Annotated in this window: 24 protein-coding genes; 8 read left to right on the top strand and 16 right to left on the bottom strand. The window is 38.6% G+C overall.

The window, feature by feature from the left end; genetic code table 11:
* Window position 1: 1 nt before the first annotated feature.
* From PGP85_RS04165 to PGP85_RS04135, 7 genes are all read right to left on the bottom strand, one after another.
* The gene (locus tag PGP85_RS04165; protein WP_270326289.1) at window positions 2–2,731 is read right to left on the bottom strand and encodes a sigma 54-interacting transcriptional regulator; all 2,730 of its coding nucleotides are present in this window, start codon (window positions 2,729–2,731) and stop codon (window positions 2–4) included.
* 141 nt (window positions 2,732–2,872) lie between these two features.
* On the bottom strand, window positions 2,873–3,850 hold the full coding sequence (locus PGP85_RS04160; RefSeq protein ID WP_090407789.1) for an SIS domain-containing protein: 978 nt from the start codon (window positions 3,848–3,850) through the stop codon (window positions 2,873–2,875).
* Between the two features lie 92 nt (window positions 3,851–3,942).
* Window positions 3,943–4,758, bottom strand: a complete 816-nt coding sequence (locus PGP85_RS04155; protein ID WP_270326285.1) for a PTS system mannose/fructose/sorbose family transporter subunit IID — start codon at window positions 4,756–4,758, stop codon at window positions 3,943–3,945.
* Window positions 4,759–4,772: 14 nt separating this feature from the next.
* Window positions 4,773–5,558 carry a PTS mannose/fructose/sorbose/N-acetylgalactosamine transporter subunit IIC gene (locus tag PGP85_RS04150; protein WP_010739308.1) on the bottom strand — a complete coding sequence of 262 codons (786 nt, stop codon included), beginning with the start codon at window positions 5,556–5,558 and terminating at the stop codon, window positions 4,773–4,775.
* 14 nt (window positions 5,559–5,572) lie between these two features.
* Window positions 5,573–6,043: a PTS sugar transporter subunit IIB gene (locus PGP85_RS04145; RefSeq protein WP_270326283.1), complete on the bottom strand. Its 471-nt coding sequence runs from the start codon at window positions 6,041–6,043 to the stop codon at window positions 5,573–5,575.
* A complete protein-coding gene (locus PGP85_RS04140) occupies window positions 6,040–6,459 on the bottom strand; it encodes a PTS sugar transporter subunit IIA (RefSeq protein ID WP_270326282.1) in 420 nt (139 codons plus the stop codon). The genes PGP85_RS04145 and PGP85_RS04140 overlap by 4 nt, the downstream gene beginning before the upstream one ends.
* Window positions 6,460–6,730: 271 nt before the next feature.
* Window positions 6,731–7,714, bottom strand: a complete 984-nt coding sequence (locus tag PGP85_RS04135) for a sugar isomerase (RefSeq protein ID WP_270326281.1) — start codon at window positions 7,712–7,714, stop codon at window positions 6,731–6,733.
* A gap of 169 nt (window positions 7,715–7,883) precedes the next feature.
* Here PGP85_RS04135 and PGP85_RS04130 point away from each other — a divergent pair, with 169 nt between their 5' ends.
* Window positions 7,884–8,591 carry a GntR family transcriptional regulator gene (locus PGP85_RS04130; protein ID WP_010739312.1) on the top strand — a complete coding sequence of 236 codons (708 nt, stop codon included), beginning with the start codon at window positions 7,884–7,886 and terminating at the stop codon, window positions 8,589–8,591.
* Between the two features lie 299 nt (window positions 8,592–8,890).
* Here the strand turns inward: PGP85_RS04130 and PGP85_RS04125 are convergent, their stop codons facing one another.
* The 3 genes from PGP85_RS04125 to PGP85_RS04115 are packed head-to-tail and all read right to left on the bottom strand — an operon-like array spanning window position 8,891 to window position 10,310.
* Window positions 8,891–9,274, bottom strand: coding sequence for an FMN-binding protein (locus PGP85_RS04125; RefSeq protein ID WP_010739313.1), 384 nt, complete (start codon window positions 9,272–9,274; stop codon window positions 8,891–8,893).
* A gap of 21 nt (window positions 9,275–9,295) precedes the next feature.
* Window positions 9,296–9,802 (bottom strand): flavodoxin domain-containing protein, encoded by a 507-nt coding sequence (locus tag PGP85_RS04120; RefSeq protein WP_270326280.1) that lies wholly within the window; start codon window positions 9,800–9,802, stop codon window positions 9,296–9,298.
* Window position 9,803: 1 nt separating this feature from the next.
* The gene (locus PGP85_RS04115) at window positions 9,804–10,310 is read right to left on the bottom strand and encodes a MarR family winged helix-turn-helix transcriptional regulator (RefSeq protein ID WP_270326279.1); all 507 of its coding nucleotides are present in this window, start codon (window positions 10,308–10,310) and stop codon (window positions 9,804–9,806) included.
* Window positions 10,311–10,555: 245 nt separating this feature from the next.
* On the opposite strand from PGP85_RS04115, the gene PGP85_RS04110 reads away from it, so the two are divergent.
* Together PGP85_RS04110 and PGP85_RS04105 are read left to right on the top strand one after the other, a co-directional pair.
* The gene (locus PGP85_RS04110; protein ID WP_270326278.1) at window positions 10,556–11,320 is read left to right on the top strand and encodes a DeoR/GlpR family DNA-binding transcription regulator; all 765 of its coding nucleotides are present in this window, start codon (window positions 10,556–10,558) and stop codon (window positions 11,318–11,320) included.
* Window positions 11,321–11,334: 14 nt separating this feature from the next.
* Window positions 11,335–12,678, top strand: coding sequence for a DUF1576 domain-containing protein (locus PGP85_RS04105; protein ID WP_270326277.1), 1,344 nt, complete (start codon window positions 11,335–11,337; stop codon window positions 12,676–12,678).
* Between the two features lie 220 nt (window positions 12,679–12,898).
* Here the strand turns inward: PGP85_RS04105 and PGP85_RS04100 are convergent, their stop codons facing one another.
* Entirely contained in the window at window positions 12,899–13,132 is a 234-nt protein-coding gene (locus tag PGP85_RS04100) for a hypothetical protein (RefSeq protein WP_270326275.1), read from the bottom strand.
* 98 nt (window positions 13,133–13,230) lie between these two features.
* Entirely contained in the window at window positions 13,231–13,431 is a 201-nt protein-coding gene (locus PGP85_RS04095) for a cold-shock protein (protein ID WP_010739319.1), read from the bottom strand.
* A 557-nt stretch (window positions 13,432–13,988) separates the two neighbouring features.
* Between PGP85_RS04095 and PGP85_RS04090 the strand changes: the two genes are divergently transcribed.
* A complete protein-coding gene (locus PGP85_RS04090) occupies window positions 13,989–14,261 on the top strand; it encodes a hypothetical protein (RefSeq protein WP_251867939.1) in 273 nt (90 codons plus the stop codon).
* 267 nt (window positions 14,262–14,528) lie between these two features.
* Here PGP85_RS04090 and PGP85_RS04085 read toward each other — a convergent pair whose 3' ends face one another.
* The 3 genes from PGP85_RS04085 to lepA all read right to left on the bottom strand — a co-directional run bounded on the left by PGP85_RS04085 (window position 14,529) and on the right by lepA (window position 19,616).
* Window positions 14,529–15,623 (bottom strand): NADH-dependent flavin oxidoreductase, encoded by a 1,095-nt coding sequence (locus tag PGP85_RS04085; RefSeq protein ID WP_010739322.1) that lies wholly within the window; start codon window positions 15,621–15,623, stop codon window positions 14,529–14,531.
* A 167-nt stretch (window positions 15,624–15,790) separates the two neighbouring features.
* A complete protein-coding gene (gene recQ / locus PGP85_RS04080) occupies window positions 15,791–17,545 on the bottom strand; it encodes a DNA helicase RecQ (RefSeq protein ID WP_270326269.1) in 1,755 nt (584 codons plus the stop codon).
* Between the two features lie 232 nt (window positions 17,546–17,777).
* Entirely contained in the window at window positions 17,778–19,616 is a 1,839-nt protein-coding gene (lepA, locus tag PGP85_RS04075) for a translation elongation factor 4 (RefSeq protein WP_010739324.1), read from the bottom strand.
* Window positions 19,617–19,877: 261 nt separating this feature from the next.
* On the opposite strand from lepA, the gene PGP85_RS04070 reads away from it, so the two are divergent.
* Genes PGP85_RS04070 through PGP85_RS04060 form a run of 3 tightly spaced genes read left to right on the top strand, consistent with a single transcriptional unit; the run spans window position 19,878 to window position 22,240 of the window.
* Complete coding sequence (locus tag PGP85_RS04070; RefSeq protein WP_270326267.1) at window positions 19,878–21,095, top strand: GNAT family N-acetyltransferase; 1,218 nt, start codon at window positions 19,878–19,880, stop codon at window positions 21,093–21,095.
* Window positions 21,082–21,591, top strand: coding sequence for a nucleoside 2-deoxyribosyltransferase (locus tag PGP85_RS04065; protein ID WP_010739326.1), 510 nt, complete (start codon window positions 21,082–21,084; stop codon window positions 21,589–21,591). The genes PGP85_RS04070 and PGP85_RS04065 overlap by 14 nt, the downstream gene beginning before the upstream one ends.
* On the top strand, window positions 21,581–22,240 hold the full coding sequence (locus PGP85_RS04060) for a hypothetical protein (protein WP_270326265.1): 660 nt from the start codon (window positions 21,581–21,583) through the stop codon (window positions 22,238–22,240). Before PGP85_RS04065 ends, PGP85_RS04060 begins: the two co-directional genes overlap by 11 nt.
* Window positions 22,241–22,321: 81 nt before the next feature.
* On the opposite strand, the gene PGP85_RS04055 is transcribed toward PGP85_RS04060, so the two are convergent.
* On the bottom strand, window positions 22,322–22,813 hold the full coding sequence (locus PGP85_RS04055) for a pyridoxamine 5'-phosphate oxidase family protein (RefSeq protein WP_010739328.1): 492 nt from the start codon (window positions 22,811–22,813) through the stop codon (window positions 22,322–22,324).
* A 213-nt stretch (window positions 22,814–23,026) separates the two neighbouring features.
* On the opposite strand from PGP85_RS04055, the gene PGP85_RS04050 reads away from it, so the two are divergent.
* Window positions 23,027–23,758, top strand: a complete 732-nt coding sequence (locus PGP85_RS04050; protein ID WP_010739329.1) for an HAD family hydrolase — start codon at window positions 23,027–23,029, stop codon at window positions 23,756–23,758.
* The last annotated feature ends 22 nt before the right edge of the window (window positions 23,759–23,780 follow it).

Raw genomic sequence — 23,780 nt, 5'->3', positions numbered from 1 at the left:
CCTATTCCTTTACGATGTCATTCAGCAAGCGAAGTTCCAGTAGCGGGAGCTCGATCGTATATTCCTTCTCGACCTCTAGAAAGGCTTGATGGATCAATTCCATATTGTGCCCCTCTTTTTGTACATATTCCTCAATGTCATCTTGTTCATCGACGCTTTCTTTGCGCAAGATCCGTTCGATCATAGAGCAGCAATGCATGTAAAGCAGGAACAATTGATTATTAGAAAACTCGATCCCCATCAATTTTTCCAGTTCCTTCACCGCTTTTTGAACCAGTCGCAGAACCTTTGTCGCATCAAGGATCGTCAGATTTTCGACTATTTTATTGATCGAGAAATTGAAAATCAGCTGACTCTTGAAGGCTCCATCATCGATCGCTACTTGTTCCTGCAGCAATCCCGCAAATTCAGAAATAGCTTCGCCATTGATCAGTTGATCCAAACCAATATATGGAATCTGATTAATCTTAGGGTTTTCAGTTCCGACGATCATCAGCACATCATATAGCTGAAATGGCGTTTCATACATTTTATTTTCCGCTAGCTTTTTGTAGTCATAAGGAAGAATTGTCAATTCTCGAGCAGAATCTCCTAAACATTTTTGAAGAATCTCCTGGATCTGCGTCGCGCTCCCCATTCCAGTATAGCAGCAGGTAATAATCGCTTTTTTCTTATTGATTTCTGGAATGATCAGCTGCTTTTGGATACGATTTTCTACTGTGATCGCTTCGTAGACTTCCGTCACGCTGTTGCCGTTGACGATATGTTGACCGACCTCTAACACAAGCGGTGTACTGACATTATCGATGATTACTAAGGGACTCTTAATATGATTGGTCAGACGTTCGCCTAGTTGATTGAACGAACCCATGTCTACTAATAGAATTAGTCCAGAATCTGTTCGGTAATCATTGATATAACGAATGATCTGAGCCTCTACCTTGTCAAGAGTAATATTGATTGGCATATCGTAGGCCTGAAAAACATTCTTACCTAGCATTCGATTAACTACATTCGCCAGACTGCTGGCGGTAGAATAGCCGTGTGCCAATACGATACATTTCACATCATTGGGCAGGTCGCTAATCTGCAAACTATAAAAATAGAAGGTCACAAACACAATATCTTCTTCTAATAATTGCTGGTCTAGCTGCTGGGATAAATAGGTCAATAATTTTTTTGCATACCAAAACGGCGTCTCAAGAAAGGAATCTAAAAACTCCATCATGTCGTTTTTTTGTTCTTGCCATTCATAGTGACTGCTTAAAATATCTGTGTTGTCTTTTAAATAAAGATAACTGGCTAAAGACACGACGCGGTTACCATCTTGCTCAAACCCATAATTTTCATACATCATATCCAATGTCTGACGGATGTGATAGGTCAGCACCGAATAAAGCGATTCTTCCTTTTCATAGGTTCCCTGGAAGATGAACTCATCCATCATCTGAGTCACACGGTTTACATTGTCCTCAATAAATGCCTGCGCTAAACTCTCTTTTTGCTGCACCTTCTTGAATTCTCCTACTATCTCATCAAAGAAACTACGAAGCAGCTGGGTTTCTTTGCTCTCTAGATGAATTTGTTGGGTTGTATTGGGCAGATAGGTACGATCGGGCATCTTCTTCTTGGGTTTGCTGAACTGTTCTTTGAATTTCAAATTATACTCAAGCGGCAGATCCTTCAACCGAACAACGATTATCTGACTATTTTTTTGGTGGACATACGCATTTCCACAGGCATATTTGATGATATTCTTTATTTTTCCGACATTGCCTTCTAAGTCACTGTTTAATAAGAAATCGATCAGTGGGTAAGAAACTTGCAATTCCTTTTCTAAAATACTACTTTCAGCAATGAAGAATGAATCGATCAAGCGCAGCCGTTCAGACTGTGGACGATTTTGAAATTTAGGCAGTGTTACGATTACTGGCAGACGTCTTAAAAAAGTCGGTAAAAAAGCCGAATAGACATTTTCAGTCGTGGCGAAGATCAAACGGACATTGGCCTTTCGCCGAATGCTCGTATCCCCCATCGGAGAAAATTCTCCAGTATCCATGAAGGTAAATAATTTTTCTTGTCCTTCTTCTGATAGCCGATGGACCTCATCTAAAAACAAGATTCCGCCATCCGCTTTCTCGATCAAGCCGCTATGCTCATGATCTGCACCAGTAAAAGCGCCTTTTGTATGTCCGAACAGGGCCGATGACAATAGCTCTGGATTGTTAAAATATTGCGCGCAATTGTAGGCGATAAAAGGCGCCTTGCTGTTGATCACCTGTTGTTCTTTGGCATAGTCATAAATTTTTTCTGCTAAAAAGGTTTTTCCCGACCCGCTGACACCCATCAACAGGATCGGCAAGCCATTATGTGGGTATAAAACAGCGGTTTTGATTTGATCAATCGCTTCTTTTAAACTGCCATTGGCTCCAATGATTTCTTCAAGTGCATTGCCCATTTCCGGAGCTAGTAATTTTTCAATAGAATCATACTCCGCCCTGTCGATCATAATAGACGCATCTAACAATGCGTTTTTATGTAAAAATAACACAGGATAGTTCTTGATCTTGATTAGCTCGCCTTCGCGAAATGCCTGATTCAAATAGCTGCTGATGGTACTTCGATTTAATTGCAGTGACTCAGCGATTTGATTTGCTGAAAAACGCTCCTCGGATCCTTCATTTAGATTCATCGTCAACTCATACAAGTATTCATCCAGTTCTTTTTTCATTTTCATCACCTGCTTTTAATCGATTTGTTGTCCCTTCAATACTATTGTATAGCATTTCCTTTATCGGAAGGATCAGATTTTTTAATAATGCGAAAAAACCGAGACATAGAATCTCAGTTTTTTCGCAAAGTATTTTTGCGACTAGTAAGAAAGCTTCCACATATAACGACGTTTGGTCAACGGATGTTCTCTTGCGTAAGAAAGTTCTTCTGCATATACTCTGAATACAGCAGTGATTACAAATGGATTAAAGTAATCCAAAACTTCTTTTTCAATATGAGCGGACAAGCCATAATCCAACGCATCAACAACTTCTGTTTTCGCATCGAAGCGATCCAAGAAGGCTAAAGCGCGAGAATCGATGGCTCGTGTTTTTCCATCATTCATTAACAGGATAAACGGTACGTCCTTATCAACAATTTCAAAAGGACCATGGAAAAATTCTCCCGCGTGGAAAGTACCAGAGTTGATCCACTGCATTTCCATCATTAGACAAACAGAAGAAGAATAAGCCACTTCATGTGTCGCGCCGCTGCTCATGATATAAATAACTTTCTCATTTTTGAAGCGGTCTGCGAATTGTTTCGCTGCTTTTCGAGCGGATTCCGCGCTTTCTTGTGCCAAATCATAGATTTTTGAAAAGCCATCTAGCATTTTTTCATAGTGTTCATAGCCTTCGACTTGATTTAATAATTCTACGGCCAATAATAAGCAATAACCGGTTTTTTCAAGTTTTGCGGCATAGTTTTCAGCAAAGCGATGATAAATAACATAATCTGCATCTTTTGTTAGCGGTGCATCAATCATTCGTGTTAAACTAATTACTGTAGCACCTTTATCTTTGGCAACGGCATTGGCTTCCACTGTTTCTGGAGTTGCACCTCCAAGTGAAGCCGAGATCACCACGGTGTTCTCATCGACCGAAGTTGGTGTCGCAAAGTTGAATTCGTTGGCTGTGTAGTGGCTGATGCGTAATTGCTTCGCATTTTGGTCTAAAAAGTATTTTGCTGGATACAAATCTGCTTTTGATGCGCCACAGCCGACGAAGACAACATGTTTCACTTCATGCTTTCCTACAATCTCTTTGATAATGTCTTTTGCTTCCATCGTTGAATTCATTTTCTGAATTCCTCCTCAGTTTTCTTTTTTATTTAGAGAAACGATCCTATGATGTCTTGCTTTTCATCACAGCTCTGTTTCAACTACCAAAGTTAAACAAATATTCCTAATGCACTCAAAATCAAGCCGCCGACGATACAGATCAAGAGCATGATGCTTGTATTTACTTTCTTTTGCAGCAGCCAGTACATAAATATTGTTAATGCAAACGGCAGCATCTGCGGCATAATATTGTCTAAAACATCCTGCAGCACAAATGTCTTACCGAATTTGATCGGCGTCGTGATTCCGATCATGCTGGCGATCATTGCACCGATAACCATCAAACCGATAATCGAGCAGACGTACATCACTCGGTCCATCAACCCGCCCTCATATAATCTAGTCAAATATTTATTCCCCATATTGTATCCAAATTTCCCACCATAATACGTCACAAGAAACGATGGGACGAAGGAAATGATCATCGCTAGGATTGGACCTAAAATACTCCCTTGTTGTGCTAAGTTGATTCCTAAACCAAAGGCTAAAACTCGAACGGTTCCTTGAAAAAAGGAGTCTCCGATACCGGATAAAGGTCCCATCAATGAGGTTTTCACCGAGTTGATCGTATCTGGATTAAAGCCTTCTTGATCCTCGTAATATTGTTCTTCCATTGAAGCAGCTAAGCCCAATACAAACGCGCTCGTTTGCGGTGTGCAGTTGTAATACAGCATATGCCGCTGATAAGCTTCTTTTTTCAACGTTTCATCTTTAGGATCTTTATAGATACGATCTAGAGTTGGAGCGATTCCGTATAAGAAACCCATATTCATCGCACGCTCATAATTCCAAGAATCCTGTATCGCCCATGAGCGCCAGAAAAATTGCCAATACTTCCGACCATTTTGATCTTTTTCTTTTGCCATTTTATTCCCTCCTCTTATAGATCATCCAATGCATCAGGTTCTTCTGCCGATCCGCCGCCGCTTCCACCAGATTTATTTGCTTCGATCTGATACATGACAAAGGCCACGATACCAGCAAATAATGCCACTCCTGTAATTCCTAAGCCTGAATAAGCAGTGATCAAGAAACCTAAAACTAGAAACGGCATCATTTTTTTAGACAGCATTGTTTGCAGCAGCAAAGCAAACCCGTACGCTGGCAGCAGCTTACTTGCTAGACTCAACCCATCAGTAATCCATTCAGGAATTGCGTCAACGATTGATTTAACCAAATCCGTTCCAAAATAAATTGCTAGAAAAATAGGAACAAAATACATCAATGAATACAAGATCGTTCCCCAGACAATGTGAATGTGCTGTACCCGTTTGAACTTCCCTTCCTCAATCAACGAATCGGCTCGGTGTGTTAAACTGGCTAAAACGGTCCGCATCAAGATTCCTAACAGCTGTCCTAAAATAGCGATCGGTATCGCGATTGTCAAAGCCGTCTCTGCATTTGAACCAGATAAAATTGCAAAAGCTGTTGCGATAACTGCTCCTAATGTCATATCTGCAGGTACGGCGGCTCCAACCTGAACGACCCCCAAAGAGATCAACTCGATCGATGCTCCGACAAGCAGCCCTTTCTCCAAGTCTCCCAATGCCAAACCTACGAGTGTCCCAACGATCAACGGCCGCTCGAAGTTCAGTCGGCCCAGAATTCGGGAGTCCAGCATGACGAATACACCAATCAATCCTAAAACTATTGATTGAACCAACATTTAAAGCCCTCCTTTTAAAATAATTTATTTAAATCCTCTGATTTAGAGGTTGGTATCTGCTGCATGTATTGTTTTATCCCCATTTCTTTCAACTGATTGGCTTCTCCCTGCTCCTCCTCGTTTAGAAAAATGGCGCTGCCGAATTGTTTACCGTCATTCGTTTTAGGTATTCCGCCATAATTAATTTCCTTAATCTTTGGGTACGCCTTGCAAAACGCCAATGTTTCTTTCGTATTCCCAAAGATCAGCATGATATTTTCCTTTAATGTTTCAACCTTCGCCATTTTTGATAACGCTTCGTCTACTGTAAAAATATTCAGCTTCACACCAGTGGGTTTGGCTAAGTTCAGCGACATCTTCTTAAATTCATCTGTGGCTGCCTCTTTATTGATCACGATAATGCGATTGATCCCCTGTGACTTGGTCCAAGAAAAAACCACTTGACCATGCAATAAACGGTAATCAATGCGGACTAGTTTAATCATAAATCGTCCCCTCCAATATTTATTTTTTCTGCTAATAGCTGTTTACAGTCAATCATTCCTCGACGGCTGTCCTCGAGGATATTTGCCAATTGATCAGAATCAATTCTTCCGGTCTGCGTTGCGATCGAGATCACCAACGGCAAATTCATTCCTGCAAATAAGTGCAGCTCTGGATGCTTTTGCTGAATCGTTAACAAATCGTTATTGACGCTGCCACCAAAAATATCGGTCAAAATGTAGACATCCTCATAGCCGGTCGTTTCTAATAGACGTTCTACTTGATTTTTGATTGGTTCATCCTCATCACGAAATGCCGAGAGAGCAAAAATATTTCCTTCATCGCCAATAATCATTGATGCAGTCTGCTTCAATCCCTGCGAAAACTCTCCGTGGCTTGCTAAAATAATCTTGTTCATTCCCTATCCTCCTTATAACTGTTCTCACTTTTATATTAAGCAACTACCGTGCCAACTTTAGTTACAGCCGTCAAAATCAGTTCTGACAAGGGTTTATCAAACGCTTCCAACACTCTGGATAGTGGTGAAGGTAATGTGCGGAAAGAGTGTTGACGTATAGATGAAGAAGAGAATGCCGAAAAAAAGACTCCTTTCTTCTATATAATAGCATGCGGATTTGTTGCAAAAAAAATCACCCAGCGGTTTTTTATCCACTGGGTGAAAGCCTGTTCTAATTGTATTGCGCTTTCCACATATAAGTGCGAGTCATGTAGTCTTTTTTGATCTGGTAGGCCAGCTCTCGCATAAAGACATTGTTCAAAATCGGAGAGAAAATCAAATGATTGAAATGCTCACTGACCTTGGAATCGAATTTATTCAGTCCCAGATCCTGAGCGTCTAACAGAAAGACCTTTTTACCGCCAAATTCCTGTAAAAAGCGCGCCGCGCGCTCATCGTTCGAACGGCTGCCGCCCTCACCCACAAGCAAGAAAACAGAGGTTTCCTCATTGATTACCTCAAACGGCCCATGGAAGAAATCACAGCAGTTAACTGTTGGTGAATCAATCTGCAGCATCTCCATGATGTTGCAGATTGAAAAGATATAGGCTGCGCCAAATGTCGCCCCGCTCCCCAAGACATGAATGGACTTCGACTCACGATTTTGCAGTGCCCATTTGATCGCCTTGGTTCGAATATCCGTTACAGCCTGTCGATAGGCACTATCAACTCCTTCGAAGCTTTGTAACGCGACAGACACATGTTCATACCCTTCAACAACATCCAGAAGAAGCATCGCGATTTTCAATCCATAAGCGGCATTCGTTTTAGAAAAATCGCTGCTGTCCACCGCGACAGAATCGTAAACAAATTTGAAATCACAAACCTCTGTTAATTCCGATTCATCGACGTATAACGCAATAGTCGCCGCCCCTAGTTTCTTAACGACCTTCGCTGCTTCAATCGTTTCCGGTGCCCCTCGCATAGAACAAACCACAGCGACAGTATTCTCTCCCACAAAAGCAGGCGGTGCCTGAACAAATTCATTGCTGGTAATATTTTTAGACCGAAGCTTCTTCGCTTCCTGATCCAAAAAATAATGTCCGGGATAAAAGCCGCCATAGCTGCCTCCCGCCGCCAACCAAACGACATTCTCGATTCCTCCGACCTTTTGCTTCTCTTCGTTAATTGCTTCAATAATTTCTCTTAGTTCCATCGTGCTTCCTCGCTTTCTTTTAATCGCCTTAAGTAATTATCTTTCGATAATACGAGTTTAATACATGTTCGGTTCGATGTCAATACAAGTTCAATACATATAGCTTAACTTGTACTATAGTTGAACTATCAATTCTTTTTGATTATAATGAAGAAAAGGCGGTGTGAAGATGATTCAAAAGGTTAATGATGAGAACAAGCCTCTTTATTTACAGATAAAAGAAACGATTCTCCAGCAGATCCACCAGAAGGAATTGACTCCCGGTGATAAATTGCTTTCAGAAGCGCAATTTCAAAAGCGGTTCAATGTAAGTCGAATTACGGTTCGCAAAGCGATTGATGAACTGGTAGAGGAAGGCTATTTGACTCGTCTCCAAGGAAAAGGAACCTTTGTAAAAAATCGCCAACAAGCGCAGCAGCAAAGTTTATCCCTGACTCAACTTTGCTTGGAGCAAGGAAAAAAGCTGACCTCGGATGTCCTTTCCTTACAGGAGCTTCCCGTTCCCGCAGAATTTAGTAATCTTTTCAATTCTGAGACGGTTCTATCAGTCCAGCGTCTTCGTAAAATCAACGGTGTACCAATTATGCTGGAGAATAACTTTTTCCCAATGCATTTTACCTTCTTGTTTGAGGAAGACTTAACCGGATCACTGTATCAGGTACTTAATCGTTTTGCCGTTGAACCAAAATATAAGGGAATGAATCAAGTATCCATCAGCGAATTGACCGAGGAACAGGCTAAGCTGTTTAATGTGCAAAGCGGACTATCGGTGATCCACCACAGAGGTACTGTGTATGATTCAAAAAATCAGCTGGTCCTTGCCTCCGAGGAGTTGGTGAGAGTTGATTTACCAGATTTGTTCAACTATTATTTATAAAAAGTGACGAACATAAAAAAAGAGGGCCTATTTCCAATGACTGGAATAGACCCTTTTTTTGTTAAATCATCATACGCCATTGCCAGCGTTGACTATCGAAATAACTGATTCCGAAGTAAGCTAGAATACTGGCTAATAAAAACTGTGCTCATCAGACAGCTTCAATACCTTGGCTCCATAACTAAGTCAAAATCAGCAAAATGGCAATATTATAAAGCGTCCGCAGCGAGTTCCCAAAAAATGCAACAACCCATAAAAAAGCAGCCATTTACAACACTGCTATAACAAGAAAAGAAAATTTAATTTCCGGAAACTAGCGCATCTTCAACAGCTTTCAGGATCGTTATACTGCTCTGCGTCGCCCCGCTGATAGCGTCCACCTCCAAACTTTGTTTATCGATAATTCTGTTCACGATCTTCTCACCGTTCTTGCCTAAACCAGTCATATGATCTTTGATTTGAATCGCGGATATTTTACCTTTCTCAACACTCACTTGTACCCTGGCCGAGACTGGTTTGATCTGTGCAAAACCTATATACTCGCCATCGGCTACTTTAGAAATGTCGAGCTCGTTGACCCTCACTTTTTTCAACGTCCGCTTTGTTAAAATGCCTGTCCCGAGCTTTATACAGACCACCAGTGCTACTACAACAATCAAAATAATTATCGTTCGTTTCCCCATATTCTTCAATCCCTTCTCTTTTTAAATAATCCTATCTAATTCAGCTAAATCGATAAAATCCACACAACTCACGTCTACAACTTGTTCGATGGCTTTTTCGATATCAAATTTCTCCTGCTCTATTTTCTTTTTACTAGCCATGGAGATCATTTTCACGATCAATTTCTCCGGCAGTTTCATCTGTTCTATTACTAATCGGCCTCTTAAATGAACAGTCGCTGCTTCAGGAAAATCCTCACTAATCCCCTTTTGTATCTCAGCTAGTTTCTCCTGATCGTTTTTTGACGATAAACCAACAGAAACTATTGTCATTTCTTTCTTATCATCAATTTTTTTCTTCCACTCCTCCAACCCTAGAACTTTTCCAGCGTAAACACTGCCAAAATAATAGATATTTCTCGCCGTTATTAGCCCCTTTGAAGTAACTTGAGCCTGCTCTAATATTGGATAGTGCCGCGAATTTGCGAATTCTCTAGCATAAATTTCCGAACTGCCTTTTTTCGTTGCGTAGATCACGATCGTTGTCATTCTATTTCCTCCTTGGTTTATCTAACTTATTTTCCATTGCTTCCAACTTTTCCGCACCGTCATATAATTTCATAAAAATAGAAAAAAACAGCTCCAATTCTTCATCTGAATAATTTTCAAAAATTGCATGTAATGCTTGGTTATGTAATGGTGCAACTGTTTGAAAATACTCTTCTCCTTTGAATGTTAAGGAAAGATCCGTTTTTCTTCGATCATCACTGTTTCGAGAAATACTGATAAGACCTTTGCTTTCCAATGCCGCTGCCAGCTTCTTCGCATTTTGCCTCGAGCTGCCCAACAATTCGCCACAGGTTGTTAGATCCAATACCTTTTCTGGTGCCTGTTTGATCATGATCATTACCATAAACTGCTTCATCGTGATTAGAGGGTCTACTTTGTCAAACGAGGTCTGTAGACGATTGCCTAAAATAAATAAACTGGCAAAAATCGCTCGTTGTTGCTTATCACGACCCGTTTTAAACGCTTCAGTCAAATCTTCAATATTCATAAGGATCACTCCTGTCTCATTGCAATACGTAACTTGTTACCTATATTGTATAATCATTTGATCTTATCTTCTATAGTCCTTTAGTCTTATTCTTAAAACAGTCATATGAAAGCCCTTTTTAATGATTTTTTGATTTTTTTAGGATTTTATATATTAAAACATCTAATAAAAATGTATAATAAATTCATATAAAGCGTTTTCCTGATCTTTTCAACTTTTTGCGGGATCAAAACGGAGGGATTTAGTTGAAGAATTCAATCATCAATATCGATAAACGTCATAAAGATATTTTGGATATTTTAGAAAAGAATGAACATATGACTACTCTAGAGCTAGCTAATAGTTTGGATGTTTCTCTTAGTACCATCCGTCGTGATTTGCATTTATTAGAGGAAAAAAATGATATTACTCGAAAATTCGGCTATTGCATATTTAACTATGATAATAAGCCTGAGAATGATCATTCGGGACCTGTTCGAATAAAGCAACTCCTCGCCAAGGAAGCGAGTAAACACATTCATAATAACGATACACTCTTTATTAACTCTAGTTCAACGGCTTTAAAAGTAATTGATTATTTGCACCTCGACCATTTAACAGTCATTACAAACAATCTAAAAATTAATTACTCTCCACAAAATGCCCATTATAATTATATTTTGACGGGTGGAGAAATGCGCTATCCAAAAGAAGCATTAGTTGGTGATGTGGCCATTCAAACTTTATCTGCAATTAATGCCGATGTTTGTGTTGTCGGCTGCAGCGGGATTGATTTAGAAAATGGGGTTACTGCAAAAACGATTAATGAAGCTACCATCAATGCATTGATGGTTAAACGGACCACAAAATGCAAAATTTTAGTCGCAGACCATCGAAAAGTTGGCGTGACTTCTAAATTTAAAATGTCCGACATTTCAGCGTTTGATTATTTGATTACCGATCAATTTAGTTCAGAAGAACTTTTAAATGATATCCAAAATATGGGGGTAAAAGTCGTTCAAGTCACTTAGAGGAGTGTGATTCTTTGGGGAAAACAAAACAAGCATTACTTTCTACAAATATCATTTTTATTTTTTTGATTTCATATGGATTAAGCATTACATTCGCTGCTTTTTTTCTGGCCAGCCCGCACAAACTAATTACGGGTATGCAGCGAATCATCAGTTCACCTAGTAATTTAATTACGGATTATGTTCACATTGCAGGCGTTGGCCCAGCTTTTTTGAACAGCGGACTGCTAACACTGAGCAGCCTGTTTCTTTTACGGAAACATAAACACCATTTTTGCTCGTTGACTGTTTCAGTCATCATGATGCTTTCAGGTTTTTCTTTTTTTGGTAAGAATATCGTGAACTCCGCACCGATCATTCTGGGCTGTCTGCTTTATCTTCGAATCCATCATTCAGGAAAACAAGAGCTATTGGTTATGGGACTTCTGAGTACCTGTCTGTCCCCCATTGTTAGTACGATTTATTGTGCTCCTGATCATTTTTTTCTTTCAAACAAGCTCGTCGCTTTACTTGCCGGTTTAGTCATCGGTTACGCGATTTTACCAATCTTCGAATTTCTAAAGATCCACACAAAAGAATTGAATCTCTACAATATGGGTTTCTCCGCCGGTTTTATCGGTATCTTAGGAAATGTAACTACAAGAAATATTTTAGCGATAAAAATCGTACCTCACGCACTTTCCTTTGAGCATCACCACGCATTGCTGCTTTTCCTGGCAACTTTGTTCACTTTCCCGTTACTCGTCTTTCTTTCTTTTTACAAAAGAAATCCAACCTACTCAAAGCATTTGTTATTAGATTTAAAGAAAATTGCTCGGTTTTCGCTGTATGGTTATTTAGCAGTGGTCTTTACTCTCTTACTAAAGGTTCCCTTAAGTGGAATTTTAGTTGGTGCCATCCTGACCTTTGCGGGTTTTAGTATGTACAATTTTAAATTTCGTTATTTCTTTTTTCCGGCATTAGGGGTTTTCCTGACTGCTCTATTTCTATACCAAGATGCAGCGAGTACTAATAACATTGTCATTATTCTCTTTGCTAGTACTCTTTCTCCTATGACAAGAAAATATGGCCTGTTGACCGGAGCAATTTCGGGATGTTTGTTTTCCTTAATTACTCGAAATACACATTATTTAACGGCTGGCATTAATTTATACAATTGTGGCTTTGCAGGTGGAATTACTGTCTTATTAATGGACTTTGTACGAATACAATTTTACAAAAATAGTAAGATTAGAAACTCCTTCCAAAGTATACACGTTCATATAGTTCATTTTGAAAAGCAACTGATTTTAAAATTTCAAGACGTTACTCACTCTTTCATTTTCAAAATTATAACTATTAAAGATGATCAGTCATAAAAAATGAAGCAAAAGACCTATTCACGATAAATATCATGAATAGGTCTTTTGCATTATAGAAGAAAAGGAAAATCATATAGTGCCGCTAAGCACTTAATTTCAAGATCAAACGAATTATTATCTTTCTGAAATGATGTTCCCCTTCTCAACAAAAAAACGACTATTAAAAAGTCGTCTTTGCTACTAGGTTATTGTTGTATTCTAACGATAAATTCCGTAATTAGAATTCTGTTTGCGGCTCTATTAGGTCGGTGTATCTAATAACCGTTATAAAGTCGATTAAGGTCTCCGTCTCACTCTTCACTATTTTAACAACTACAGAATTACTCAACTTATTTTTTATCATTCCCAAATGCATCTCTTTTTGATATTCAAACATAACTTCTTGACCTATCGAAAAATGCTCACCTAAAATTGATAATTTTGGAGATTTGAAGCCATAAGTACTCGCCATTATAACGGATCCTCCTTTAAACGCAACTGCAGCAAAGTTCGGTATAAAAAAAAGAAGATCGTTTCCGATCTTCTTAATAATCTTTTAATTCAATAGCTTTACGCTTTTTGAATGTTAGTTGCTTGTAAGCCACGTTGGCCTTCTTCAACATCGAAAGTCACAGCTTGACCTTCGTCTAAAGTTTTGAATCCGTCACCTTGGATAGCTGAAAAATGTGCAAAAACATCATTGCCATCTTCTCCAGTGATGAAACCGAAACCTTTATCTGCATTAAACCATTTAACTGTACCATTACTCATGTATAGTACCTCCAATTACACATCATATGTGCTTATTTGTAATAAAAAAATGATGTGTATTGAAAAAGTATATCGAACATAAAGTCAAACAACTAGACACATATCAAAGTATTACTTGAATATCATAACATGTCTGTACAGCGAATGCAAATAAAACATGAACATTTTGTTATTTGCAGAATGAAATATTAAGTTTTCATTCTATCCCACCCTATTGAATTGATACCTATTTAATAAAGGCATCGTTTATCAAAGCTAGCTTCGTTCGCGGGTGTTTAACCTTATTCTATGGTTGAACTGCTAAACACGAACATTTCGCCTCATTATTACTTCCATAAATAAAACTAGTTTAAAAATTTTAATCTTTATAGCATCTTTTCTTCACAATAAAAAATGAGTATCTATCGACTGCAGACAAAGTTCGACTCGTTGTCATTCTCAAGTTCTTGATTATTTTCTAAGATATGATCAGTTTAAACTTACTTTTTTAAATTTCATTTTTAAATCTATTGTTTATTGATAGAATGAGTTAAGCAAATGTAGGAAGGAGCAAAACTATGCGTGGAACAGTTTCAAATGACCAACGCGTTTATCACTATGAATCACCCTTCTTAATGCAAGGAGAGAATGGCTTAACTCTTAGCCAACTGCGTGCATTATTCATAAAGAGTCTTTTAAAAAATGAGCGAGCAAAATACGTTACAGAAAACTATGCCCTCGAAAAAGAGCATCGGCGAATAAACATTTGGCGGAAAGATGGTAAGATACTCTCAGAAGAAGAATTACTGAAAATAGACGAGATAATACCGCAAATATTCGAAACAAACTAACATAGCTGCTATAAATGGAGTTAGGACTGCTTTATAATTCTCTTTTGTTCAAAACGATAATCATTTTACATAACTCTTTTTTTATTTGTTTGACGGGTGTAAAATAATCACGAGCTAGCTTTATTAAAGTTTTGACCAACAATTTTGACACTACACTAGCTCATGACCGTTGGAAATATCCAACGGTTTTTATTATTCGATTAACATAATTAAAAAGCTTACAAAACAAACCAACATTTGGGGTTGTTTTGTAAGCTTTATTTTTAGTTACTCTTTATCTAACCGAACTTGCTGAACAAAATCCCACAGACTCGTACCTCTCAAGTTACGGACCTGTTCATCGATCTCCTCTAATCGATGGACAGGCTGCTTGTTCAAAACTTTCCCAGCCCAATCCGGATCATAAACCATTGCGCGACCAACTGCCGACAGTTCCGCATTTTCCAACACGTGTTCAACGTCTGCTTGCGTTTGCACACCACCGACGCCAACAATTGGCACACGTCCGTTAGCTTTTTGGTGGATGTACGCCAATATTGTTTTTTCTTGGTAGTCTTTTTCGACTGACAGCCGATCGTATTCATTTAAAGAAACATGTAAATAATCTAAAGGTTTTTCTGCTAAATGGTCAACAAGATACAAGGTATCTGCCATTCGAATCCCCGGCGTCTCATATTCCTCTGGAGAAAACCGATAGCCGACGATAAATGGGGATTCGGCATACTTTGCGACGGCTTCGGTAATTTCGTCCACCAGTACATCGATGAAGTGATACCTTTTCTCTAAGCTTCCGCCCCATTCATCTTCTCGTCGATTGGAGTGGGGAGAAAAAAATTGCTGGATCAAATACGTATTCGCTCCATGAATTTCAATGCCATCAAAGCCGGCTTTGATCGCCCGAATCGCTGCACGTTTGAAATCTTGAATGACCGTGAGAACTTCTTCTCCTGTTAACGCACGCGGCGTGACTGCATCGGGTCGCTCTGCAGGAACCGCGCTTGCTGACACAGGCGTTTCCCCTTCCGTCGCAGTTAAAGTAGACATTCTCCCACCATGAAAGATCTGTAAAATGGCTTTTGCACCTTCACCTTTGATTGCCTGCGCTAATTTTGTCAAACCGGGAATAAATTTATCGTCATAGACACCTAGTTCTCCGGGCCATCCTTTTCCAATAAATTGAACATTCGCTGCACCTGTAACTAATGCACCTAAATCTTTACTGCGATTTTTATAGTACGTGATTTCATCCTCTGTGATAATTCCATTAAAAAAACTAAGTTGGGTGGTCATTGGTGCCAACATTAATGGATTTTTCAATGTTACACCATTTTTTAATTGAACAGATTCAGTCACTTTTGACATTGCTTCAACACTCCTATCTAGAATAAGTCACTAATTAAAGTTCTAATCTCACTGTGAGTCCTCACACTAGCTTCATTGTACCTATCATGCTTATAAAAAATAAGTATTTTGCTTGAACTAACTGAAAAAGATCGACTCTCTTCAAAATGAAGAAAATCGATCGAGTTTTATTTGTCGTCTTTTTTCAACAATGCTAGGAATTGATCGCCGTAATTATCAAGTTTGCTTTTCCCTACCCCTTTGATTTGTAAAAACTCTAATGAGGTTTGCGGTTGTTTTTCTGCCAGTTCAGTCAAAGTCTTATCTGAAAAAATGACATACGGTGGCAAATTCTTCTCCTGAGCAAGCTGTGATCGAAGGCTTCGCATTTTTTCAAAAAGTTCATCATCAGCCACCAATTGTTTTACCGGTGCCTGTTTACGATAAACTTCCTGCTTGCCTAAAAGCACCGCGACACCTTGTTCAGAAACAGTCAACAAAGGATATTGCCCCTCGGTAGGAACCAAGTAGCGCTCAGCGGTCAAGTAATCAATTAGATTAGAGACATCTTTTTGAGACTGGTCCTTCATTAACCCATAGGTTGGTAATTGTTCAAAGTTCCATTGTTTAATTTTTTGGTCATTTGATCCTGTTAAGACTTTTGCAACCAATGCTTTTCCGAAACGCTCTCCCATCCGTTTGACACAGGATAAGACTTTTTGAGTATCCGTTGTAATATCAACTTGTTCTCGCTCATCTAAACAATTGCTGCATCTCCCGCAATCTGGTTGATCCTCACCAAAATAATTTAAAATATAGCGTTGAAGACACATTTGTGTGTGGGCATACTGATTCATTTCGCGTAACTTGGTGTACTCATTTTGCTGATAGGTTATTTCAGACTGTGATTGCTCAATGAAAAAATGCTGAATCTGAATATCGTGCGGTGCATATAGTAGGACAGCCTCACTTGGCAAGCCGTCCCTTCCTGCACGACCGGCTTCTTGATAATACGACTCCAAATTTCCGGGTATTTGCGCATGGATGACAAAACGCACATTACTCTTGTTGATTCCCATCCCAAAAGCGTTTGTTGCAATCATTACTTCAGTTCGATCAAATAAAAAATCTTCTTGGTTCTTTAAACGCTCTGTATCCTGCAATCCACCATGATACTTTCCGACAGAAAAATCATGATGCTTCAATAGATGATATAGCCGTTCAACTTCCTTACGTGTAGATGCGTAGATGATTCCTGATTGTCCACGATTTAACTTTAAATATTCCAGCAAATACACATCTTTTTGTTCCTTTATTACTTGAAAGGCCAAATTTTCACGTGCAAAACCTGTCTTAATCTCATTATTTTCAGAAATATGCAACAAGGTAGATATATCCTCTGCAACTTGTGGTGTTGCGGTGGCAGTCAAAGCAATGATCGTAGGTTGTTGATTAAAATTCTGAATTGTTTCTGCCAACTTTAAATAACTTGGACGAAAATCATGCCCCCACTGTGAAATACAATGAGCCTCATCAATTGCTAGAAGTTCGATTGGTACATATCGCAATAATTCACGAAAATCGGCCGATTCCAATCGTTCTGGTGCAACATATAGCAGCTTAATCTCACCTCGAGCTGCTCTTCTGACACGTTCATTCATTTCCACAGTAGACAATGTACTGTTAATAAAAGCTGCCGGGATTCCCACCTCGTTCAAACTATCTACTTGATCCTTCATTAAGGAGATCAAAGGAGATACTACCAGTGTCAGCCCGTCTAAGACTAATGCTGGTAATTGATAACAAATCGATTTTCCTCCGCCAGTTGGCATAATTCCTAAAACATTTTCCCCTTGCAAAACTTTTTGGATAATCTCCTCTTGCCCGTTTCTAAAATGAGTATAGCCAAATTTTTCTGCTAGTAATTCTTTAATTCGTTGCATAGTTGTACCCTTTCTCTATCAAATAGATTCGTATATGAAATCAATAGTCACTTGCATTATACAATTGTTAATTGAAATCACAATTAATCTTCTACTTACTAACGTTCATAAACAATGCGTAACCGGTTCACTTTTTTTCGGCCTTATCATCCCTCATGACTTAAGGGTTAATTTAAAAAAAGGAGGCGAAGGATATTTCCATCCAGCGCCTCAAGAAAGTATGCATCATTTCTTATTTCTTCTTAGGTTCGTCTTCGTCCATTTTCAACACTGCCATAAACGCTTCCTGAGGAACTTCGACTGAACCGATTTGTTTCATTCGTTTTTTACCTTCTTTTTGCTTCTCCAATAATTTACGTTTACGAGAAACATCCCCACCATAACATTTGGCCAATACGTTTTTACGTAAAGCTTTGATGTCCGTACGAGCAACGATTTTTGTGCCGATAGTCGCTTGAATAGGCACTTCAAATTGTTGACGAGGAATCAGGGCTTTTAATTTATCGACGATAGCCCGACCGCGTTCCTGAGCGAATTCACGGTGAACGATAAAGCTTAAAGCATCTACTTTTTCAGCATTTAGTAAAATATCCATTTTAACTAGACGGCTCTCACGATAGTCTGCCATTTCATAATCAAGCGAGGCATACCCTTTCGTGCTTGATTTCAATTTATCAAAGAAATCAAAAACGATTTCTGACAAAGGAATATGGTATACGACATTTACACGATAATCGTCTAAGTAATCCATCGTGATAAACTCACCACGTTTTCGTTGTGAAAGTTCCATGACAGCTCCTACATAATCGTTTGGAACCATGATGTTCGCCTTAACGTAAGGTTCATCGACACTTTGAATTTTTGATGGATCTGGAAAATCAGATGGATTATCCACAATCAATTGAGTACCGTCAGTCAAATTTACATGGTAGATAACTGATGGAGCTGTCGTGATCAATTCCAAATTAAATTCACGTTCTAAACGTTCTTGTACCACATCCATGTGCAGCAACCCTAAGAAACCACATCGGAAACCAAAACCTAATGCTTGCGATGTTTCTGGTTCAAATTGAAGTGCGGCATCATTTAATTGTAATTTTTCTAACGCTTCACGTAAATCGTTGTAGCGAGATGTATCAATCGGATACAATCCGCAAAATACCATAGGATTCATCTTTCGATAGCCTGCTAAGGCTTCTTTCGCCGGATTGTTGGCAAGAGTGACGGTATCACCCACTCGCGTATCTTGAACCGTCTTGATGCTAGCAGTAATATAGCCGACATCACCCACCATTAGATAATCACGCTGAACTGCTTTAGGAGAAAATACACCTACTTCGGTAACATCAAACGTTTTACCGTTGCTCATTAATTCAATTTTATCTCCTGGGCGAACAACTCCGTCAGTAATTCGAACATTCAGCACTACCCCTCGGTAACTATCGTATACTGAGTCAAAAATCAAAGCCTTCAATGGTGCCTCTAAATCACCCGTTGGTGCCGGAACATTAGTAACGACTTGTTCCAAAATTTCACTGATACCAATACCTGTTTTCGCACTGGCTAAGACAGCCTCTTCTGCATCAATGCCAATCACATCTTCAATTTCTTTACGAACGCGTTCAGGATCAGCAGCAGGTAAATCGATTTTATTAATAACTGGTAAAATCTCTAAGTCATTGTCCAAAGCTAAATAGACATTGGCCAAGGTCTGGGCTTCAATTCCTTGTGCTGCATCAACAACTAGTACCGCTCCCTCGCAGGCAGCTAGACTGCGTGAAACTTCATAAGTGAAATCGACGTGTCCCGGTGTATCAATCAAGTGAAAAATATACGTCTTGCCATCATTTGCCGTATAATGCAATTCCACAGCATTTAACTTAATTGTAATCCCGCGTTCACGTTCAAGATCCATCGAATCTAACAATTGCTCTTGCATTTCCCGAGAACTGACCGTATTCGTTTGTTCTAAGATTCGGTCAGCCAAAGTCGACTTTCCATGATCAATATGCGCAATGATCGAAAAATTTCGAATCATCTCCTGGCGTTTCTTCATTTCTTCTATATTCATCAAAGTTCCTCATTTCTTTTAATCAGCACTGCCAATTATACCAACGTTTCTATTAGAAAAAAAGTCTTTTCCCCTATTTCCCAAAGTCGATAAGAGAAATATCATTCTGGTTTTGCTATACTTAGATTGTAAATCAAATTTGACATTCAGTTTGTAAGTTTTACTTCTTGCTTTAGCAGGTTAGTAAAATGGGATGTGCGACGATAATCAAGGGCATTTTCTCAAGAATGATTACCTTTGTACGAATTAGGAGATGAAAGAATGGACAATGACTTTAGGAAGCAACTAGTCTTAAAACAAGTTGGCGAAGAACACTTAGCGCAATATGATGAGTTGTTGAGTTACGTTTTTCAAGTTACTGAAAGTGATATTGAAAATAGCGGATACGAAAATAAGCGAGAAATGGTCCGTTCCAAGAAGCCGATCTTGGAACAATCAAAAGTTTTCGGCTGGTTTCATGAGGATAACTTGATCTCGCAAATTGCTATTTACCCGTGCGAAGTAAATATTCATGGAAAAATTTTCCAAATGGGCGGTGTTACTGGTGTTGGAACGTATCCTGAATATGCAAATCACGGCTTGATGAAAGAATTGATTGAAACAGCGTTGAATGAAATGCGATCGGATCGACAATGGATCTCATATTTATATCCTTATAATATTCCCTACTATCGCCGCAAAGGCTGGGAAATTATGTCTGATAAATTAAGCTTTAAAATCAAAGACACCCAGCTGCCTAAACAAGTCGATTTACCTGGAATTGTTGAACGAAAAGAAGTCGATGATCCAGATGTTTATCAAGTCTACAATGCGTTCGCCTTAAATAACCACGGCGCAATGATTCGGAAAGATTTGAACTGGGAAGAATACTGGCGTTTTGAGAATGAAGAAGAACGGATTGCGGCAATTTATTATGATGCAAACAAGAAGCCAACAGGTGTTCTTTTTTATTGGATCTCTGACGAGGTCTTTCATATAAAAGAGATGTTTTATTTAAATCAAGAAGCTCGAAATGGTCTATGGAACTTTATTAGCGCCCATTTTTCAATGGTTTATTGGGTTAAGGGCGATATATTCAAAAATGAACCACTCTCCTTCTTACTAGATGATAGTGAGATTTCAGAAACTATTGCTCCCTTTTTTATGGCTCGAATCGTTGATGTGAAAGAATTTCTATTGGAGTTCCCTTTTGAAAAGGCTGTGGAACCATTCTATTTTGTAGTAGAGGATCCAATCGCCGAATGGAATAACGGTATTTTTGCATTAAGCTGGAACGAAGCTGGTGAATTGAGTATCTCAGACCAACCAAAGGGCAAACGCATAGCATTAGATATACAAACGTTGACTTGTATGCTGATGAATTATCGTCGTGCCGCCTATCTTGCTCGTATTGAGCGTCTTGAAGCAGATAAACAAGCAATTGAACTTTTGGAAACAATTATTCCCGATATGGAGGCTTATTTTAGTGACTACTTCTAAACATATTTATTTTGCCGCACCCTTATTTGCACAAAGTGATTTATTTTATAATCAACATTTGGTAGAAAAAATTCGAAAGATTGATACAGAGCTGACCGTTTATTTGCCGCAAGAAAATGCTGGAATCAACGATAAAACGGCTTATGCTGACAGCAAAATGATCGCACTCGCTGATACCGATGAAGTTTTGAAAAGTGATTTGATGATTGCTTTGCTTGATGGATTAACAATTGATGCTGGTGTTGCTTCGGAAATTGGTGTTGCTTATGCAAAAGGAATTCCTGTGATTGCTTTATATACGGATTCACGCCAACAAGGCGCTGATAATCTTAAAAAATTGAAAGCTCTACAAACGCCTGCTGAAAATCAATTTCATTACTTAAATCTTTATACGGTTGGGCTTATCAAATTAAACGGTTCAATCGTTAGCACAGAAGATGCTCTATTGGAGCAAATTAAACTTTTTTTAGAAGGTAGTGATCTCCATGACTTATAAAAAATATCGTTTAGCTTTATTGATTTTTGGAGCCCTTTGCCTCGTTTACAATATTTACGAGTTTGCCGTAGGAAAATATTCAACAAAACAAGGTGTGATTTTCGTAATTGAATGTTTAGCGGGCATCGCACTTATTTTCTTACCTGAAATAATTACAAAGGTGTTCAAAATTGTCTTACCTGAGAAAATCGTTTATTTCTATTGGTTTTTCTTGATCATTTCCGTTTTCTTAGGAACATCACTGCATATGATCTCGATTATTTCCTTCTGGGATAAAATTTTGCATTCCGTCAGTCCAATGGTCTTAACTGCATTAGGTTATGGTTTACTAGGCTTCTTAATAAAAGATGCAGATATTAGTAAAACTTCACCTTGGCTCTTCTTGCTCTTTGGCTTTGCCTTTGCGGGTGTTTGTGGTGTCTTCTGGGAATTCTGGGAATTTATTTGTGATACATTAGCTGATATGAACTTGCAGCGCTACGCTACTTCAGCCGGAGAATTGTTGGTTGGTCGTGCGGCCTTGATGGATACAATGGGGGATTTATTGACCAATACAATTGGAGCTGTTCTCATGGGGATTTTTGCGATGATTCAGAGCCGCGGAAATGCTGCCTACTTTGAGGAATACCGTTTAAGACGAGTGAAATAGTTATATCGTTTTAAAAATCTTATTAAGAATCGTGACTCAAAAAAAGTTTCAAAACCGAAATAAATCGGTTTTGAAACTTTTTTATTTATCGTCTGGATGAACGTTTTCTTTCATAGTATATGAATCTACGTTGATTTTTATAACGCCAGTTCGTTTTAACATTCCTTCAGGTATTTCATCAAAAGGTGCTCCTTTGGCTGCATGGTCCATCAGAACATGCAACGCATGACGCTTTTCCTCTAAATCTTCTAAAATTTCAGCCTGACCAAACCCAATTAAACTTTGATACGCATATGAATATGAGGAAGCATTCATTGTCCCCTTAATCAATTTGTGAGCACCATCTATTTCTACAGCAACTTTCGGATTATTTTTGATCATTGAAATTTTTTTTCCTTCATCCGCACCGTGAACAAAAAGAGTCAGATTATCCTCATTCCATTCATATCCAAAGTTTACTGGAACAACATATGGATATTCTTCACCGTTCAACGCAATTCGCAATACTTGAGATCGCTCGACTAAATTTTTAATTGCCTCCAAGTCTGTTACTTGTCTTTTTTTTCTACGCATATTTTTCCCTCCACCTATCTTATTCTTTATTCTAATCATAATAGATTAGAATTTAAAAAGAAATCTTTTTTTTAGTCACAGATACTGAAAATTGATAGACTGCGGTTTGTCTTTTTAAGTAGCAAAAACCTTTTCTAATCAACGATTTTTACTTTTTTTGTTAGTTTTTTTATACTAAAATACTTACTGTAATTAATTGAAAATTTGCTGAAAATGAAAGGCGTGTCGATTTTGATTGAAACTGTCGTATTTGATATCGATGATACTATCTACGATCAACAAGAACCATTTCGCAAAGCAGTCCAAAAATTATTTCCTTTAGTGAGCGAGGAAGATATGCTTCCGCTTTATACTCGATTTCGTGTTCACAGTGACGCGAACTTTAACAAAGTCATCACACAAGAGTGGACTTTGGAATACATGCGTTCTCATCGCATCAGTCAGTCGTTGAAAGATTTAGATTATCCTTATATTACAGAGGATGAGGCACTGACATTCCAACATCTTTATGAAGAAGAACTTGATGCCATCACGATGCATCAAGAGGTAGAAAAAACCTTAGATTTTTTAAGAGTAAAAAAAGTACCGGTAAGCATTATCACTAATGGTCCCACAGATCATCAGTATAAAAAAATTCTACAATTGGGCTTATTAAATTGGGTCGATGAAGATAATATCATCATTTCCCAAGCAACAGGCTATGAAAAACCAGATGTCGAAATTTTTGATCTGGGTAAAAAGCAATTTTCATTAAATCCGGAAAATTCATTGTATGTTGGTGATAACTTCACTAACGACGTTATTGGTTCAAAGCGAGCTGGTTGGCAGGCACTTTGGTTAAATCATCGCAACCGCCAATTACCGAAGGGAACATCGCGAGTTCAAGATATTGAATTAACCTCTTTCGACCAACTGCTACCAACATTTCAACATATCTTTGCATAGAAAAAAGGGCATGAGAAATTTT

Source organism: Enterococcus malodoratus, from assembly GCF_027659535.1.
GTDB classification, from domain to species: Bacteria; Bacillota; Bacilli; order Lactobacillales; family Enterococcaceae; genus Enterococcus_A; species Enterococcus_A malodoratus.
This window is presented reverse-complemented; position numbering and strand designations above follow the sequence as displayed.